Source organism: Streptococcus gordonii (assembly GCF_001553855.1).
Lineage (GTDB): Bacteria > Bacillota > Bacilli > Lactobacillales > Streptococcaceae > Streptococcus > Streptococcus gordonii.
This window is the reverse complement of sequence record NZ_LQWV01000015.1, coordinates 1-361: the sequence shown is the minus strand read 5'-3', so window position 1 is coordinate 361 and position 361 is coordinate 1. Positions and strand designations below refer to the sequence as shown.

General features: G+C 46.5%; 1 pseudogene. It reads left to right on the top strand.

The features are described 5' to 3' along the window. Positions 1 to 361 (top strand): annotated as a pseudogene (locus AWH02_RS11005) (SHIRT domain-containing protein); the annotation flags it as partial.

The following is a 361-nucleotide window of genomic DNA, read 5'->3' as shown; positions in this document are numbered from 1 at the left end:
TCCACAAGAAGTAAAAGCTCTGCTTCCAGCAGATCAAACAGATCTGAAAGACGGTAGTCAAGCAACGCCAACGCAACCAAGTAAAACGGAAGTTAAGACAACAGAAGGCACATGGAGCTTCAAGTCCTACGACAAGCCGTCTGAAACCATCAATGGAGCGGACGCCCACTTTATCGGTACTTGGGAATTCACCCCAGCACCAACCTACAAGGCGATGCACGAGTTTGTCAGTGGAACCCCGGGCAAAGAACTTCCACAAGAAGTGAAATACCTGCTTTCAGCAACTTAAACAAATTTTTAAAATGGAAGCCAAGCAACCCCAACGCAACCAAGTAAAACAGATGTTAAGACAGCAGAAGGC